The sequence below is a fragment of the Bradyrhizobium sp. genome, assembly GCF_019242285.1.
In the GTDB taxonomy this organism is placed as follows: domain Bacteria; phylum Pseudomonadota; class Alphaproteobacteria; order Rhizobiales; family Xanthobacteraceae; genus Bradyrhizobium.
On sequence record NZ_JAFAVV010000255.1, the window covers coordinates 1 to 3,774 of the forward strand.

The following is a 3,774-nucleotide window of genomic DNA, read 5'->3' on the forward strand; positions in this document are numbered from 1 at the left end:
GGCCCGGCGACTACGGCGCCGACGTCAGCCATCTCAACCTGCACAAGACCTTCTGCATCCCGCATGGCGGCGGCGGTCCCGGCATGGGCCCGATCGGCGTGAAGGCGCATCTTGTGCCGTTCCTTCCAAGTCATCCTGAGACAAGTCATCCTGAGAATCGCCATCCCGCGACCGACGGCAGCGTGCCGCATCCGGTCGGACCGGTCTCGGCGGCGCCGTTCGGCTCGTCGTCGATCCTGACCATCTCCTACATCTACATGCTCATGATGGGCGGCGAAGGCCTGACGCGCGCGACCGAGATCGCGATCCTCAATGCCAACTACATTGCGAGCCGGCTCGAGCCGCATTTCCCGGTGCTCTACCGCAACGCGCGTGGCCGCGTCGCGCATGAATGCATCATCGATCCGCGACCGTTGAAGCAGACCGCCGGCGTCACCGTCGACGACATCGCCAAGCGGCTGATCGACTACGGCTTCCACGCGCCGACCATGAGCTTCCCGGTCGCGGGCACGCTGATGATCGAGCCGACCGAGTCGGAATCGAAGGCCGAGATCGACCGCTTCTGCGACGCCATGATCGCGATCCGCCACGAGATCGCCGAGATCGAGCAAGGACGGTGGAAGGTCGAGGCCTCGCCGCTGCGGCATGCGCCGCACACCGTGCACGACATCGCCGACGACGGCTGGACGCGCTCCTACAGCCGCGCCGAGGGCTGCTTTCCGGCCGGCACGTCGCGGACCGACAAATACTGGTGCCCGGTCGGCCGCGTCGACAACGTCCATGGCGACCGCAACCTGGTCTGCTCCTGCCCGCCGGTTGCGGACTATGCGGAGGCGGCCGAGTGAAATCGGACTCATGTGATCGCTGGGGCCGGTCGGCTCGCTCGAGCTACGGCGCAACCAAATCGCGGCTGGCCGAATCCCAACGCCATAGGCGGTCGTTGGACAGTTCGGTGCCGCCCCACCAGCGGTGAACGGGGTTGTGGCGGGTGAAATCGTCGCCGCCTGCCAGAATCTCCTTGCCAAACGGCGTGAGAGACAGCCTGCTCTGCAGGTATCGCCGACGCCGCGCGCGGTCGTCGCACATTTGCATCGTAAAGGGCCCCTCATCGAGGCCGGCAACCGCCGGCACCGGACAATGCACAAGCCCGTCCAACAACTCGCCGATCTCCCAGAAATAGAAGACGCGCCGCTTGTTGCGTTTCTTGTGGCCCGGAAGGACGTCACCGGGGCTCGCGTCACCTTCCGATATCAATTCGAGCATCCGCATTTCCGTCGCACCAAGTCCTGTATCGCGTCCCGGAAGTTCCTCGAGCAATTCCACGGCGGTTCGACGAAGCTGGGGAAGCACGCTCAAATCCGTTTCGAGCAGATCGAACCAGTCTCGCGGCGTCGGTGCGCAATAGGCCTGCCAAGCCATGCTGGCCGCCGCGAGATGGTCCTCGGAAATTTTGACCGCCGGCGGTCGCCCCTTGGCCAACACCTCCGGCGGACAGCTGCCGATGGTCGAATCAGCCTGGACCAGCGAGAGCTTTGCAATAACCTCCTCGTGGAGGCGCAAGAAACTCAGGAGCCAGATCAGCGTCATCTGTGCATTGGGATCCGGATCGATCCACAATTCTACCGCCTCGTATCGCGCGCAGAATTCGATCAATCCAAGATCGATTCCGCCACACTTCTCGAGACGAGATGGCGGGGTGTAGTCCTGCCAGTGCAGGCTGGTCTTCTTGCGCGCTGCGAACAACGTTGCGGTTTCCGAAGCGGATGGCGCAGGCCCCCAAACCAGCCGCCGTGTGAGTGTGATCGCAAGATCGGCGAGTCCAGCCGCCCAGAGAACGCCGGCGGCGGAGGAATCCGTGGTCAGGATCAGCGGCTTCATGCTCCCTCCCGTCAGGCCTTCGTCAGCATCGGGACGAACCGCCACAGGCGATCGCTGGTCAGCTCGGTGCCGCCCCACCAGCGGTGAACTGGGTTATGGCGGCTGAAATCCTCTTCGTGCGCGAGAACCGCTTCGCCAAACTCGGTCAGGGACAACTCGCTTCGCTTGTAGGCCTCGTCCCGCCCGCGGTAGTTCTCCCGCCGGAGCGTGCGCAGCGCGTCGTCGAGGCCCATCACGGCTGGCGTCGGACCGTGCGCCATTCCCACGAGCAGGTCCCCCATCTCCCAGGAGTTGAACACGCGCCGCCCGCGCAGCTCGTGGAGCTGAAAGAGCGCGTTGGTGGACTCGTAGCCGCGTGCGATCAGCTCCAGCAGCCGCATTTCCGTGGCGCCCAGCCCGGTCGCGGGCGAAGGCAATTCTTCCAGCAGATCGAGCAAGGCCGGCCGCAGCAATGGCAGCGCGCTCAGATTTCTGCCGAGCAGACCGAAACAGGCTTCCGGCGTTGAGGCCCGATAGGCCTGCCAGACGAGGCTCGCTGCCTTAAGCTCATGTTCGGTTATGTCGATGTCCGGCACGGCGCATTCGCCAAGCTCCTCATGGCTCGGCTCGATCAGGGGAAAGTCGATGACACGCATTTTCAATCGGGTCGCGATCTCTGGATGAACGTGGAGATGATCGAGCAGCCAGATCAATTGCAACTGGTCGTTCGGCAGCAGATCGAACCACAGCTCGACGGTCTCGGCCCGCCGGCATAATTCGATCGACCCGAGAGCCCTGTGCGCCTCGCTGCCGCGGCGCCATTGGCCGACATAGTCCGACCAATGACGGCCCTGACCATGGCTGGCCGAACGTGCGGCAACATAGGATGCAAGCTCGTCTGGCGACGGCAATGGCCCCCAGACGAAGCGGAAGCAGAACGGCACCACGACATCGGCGCGCTCGGTCCGCATGAGGCCGACTCCAGGCTCGCCGGTCAGAATTAAGCGCGTCATGGTGGCGAGCCGCGTGACGATTTATCCCGTCGGACAGATTGGTCGCCGGAGGGCCGCCGTCCTGAAGACCGCGGCCCCGCCCGGCACACCGGCGTCAGCCCGAACGGGGCTGACCGGCGGCTGCTCTATTCCTCCGCCGGCTCGACGCCGTCGGCGTCGCGCTCAGGCGCGCCCGCGAGAATCTGCTCGGCGATCAACCCGGAGTTCTGCCGGATCGAGGTCTCGATCTTGGCGGTGACGTCGGGATTGGCCTTCAGGAAGGACTTCGCGTTCTCGCGGCCCTGCCCGAGTCGCTGGCTGTCATAGGAGAACCAGGCGCCGGATTTCTCGACGATGCCGGCCTTGACGCCGAGATCGAGGATCTCGCCCATCTTGGAGACGCCCTCGCCATACATGATGTCGAACTCGACCTGCTTGAACGGCGGCGCCAATTTGTTCTTCACCACCTTGACGCGGGTGGTGTTGCCGACCACCTCGTCGCGTTCCTTGATCGCGCCGATGCGGCGGATATCGAGGCGGACGGAAGCATAGAATTTCAGCGCATTGCCGCCCGTGGTGGTTTCCGGCGAGCCGTACATCACGCCGATCTTCATGCGGATCTGGTTGATGAAGATCACCATGGTGTTGGACTTGTTGATGGAGGCGGTGAGCTTGCGCAGCGCCTGGCTCATCAGGCGGGCCTGCAGGCCCGGCAACGACTCGCCCATCTCGCCTTCGAGCTCGGCCTTCGGCACCAACGCAGCAACCGAATCGACCACCAGCACGTCGACCGCGCCCGAGCGCACCAGCGTGTCGCAGATCTCCAGGGCCTGCTCTCCGGTATCAGGCTGCGAGATCAGGAGGTCGTCGATGTTGACCCCGAGCTTGCGCGCATAGACCGGATCGAGCGCATGCTCGGCATCGA

General features: G+C 64.4%; 3 protein-coding genes and 1 pseudogene. 1 reads left to right on the forward strand and 3 read right to left on the reverse strand.

The annotated features are described in order from the left end of the window. Nucleotides 1-845: pseudogene (locus JOY90_RS09865) on the forward strand (glycine dehydrogenase (aminomethyl-transferring)); the annotation flags it as partial. 43 nt (nucleotides 846-888) lie between these two features. Here the strand turns inward: JOY90_RS09865 and JOY90_RS09870 are convergent. From JOY90_RS09870 to recA, 3 genes are all read right to left on the reverse strand, one after another. Beyond that, a complete protein-coding gene (locus tag JOY90_RS09870) occupies nucleotides 889-1,653 on the reverse strand; it encodes a hypothetical protein (protein WP_291690948.1) in 765 nt (254 codons plus the stop codon). 236 nt (nucleotides 1,654-1,889) lie between these two features. Then, the gene (locus JOY90_RS09875; protein WP_291690949.1) at nucleotides 1,890-2,828 is read right to left on the reverse strand and encodes a hypothetical protein; all 939 of its coding nucleotides are present in this window, start codon (nucleotides 2,826-2,828) and stop codon (nucleotides 1,890-1,892) included. 167 nt (nucleotides 2,829-2,995) lie between these two features. After that, the coding region (gene recA / locus JOY90_RS09880) for a recombinase RecA (RefSeq protein ID WP_291690950.1) at nucleotides 2,996-3,774 on the reverse strand (779 nt) is incomplete at its 5' end.

Coding starts and splice junctions, on each gene's coding strand:
- JOY90_RS09875 (WP_291690949.1), bottom strand. CDS start 2,828: ATGCGGACCGAGCGCGCCGATGTCGTGGTGCCGTTCTGCTTCCGCTTC.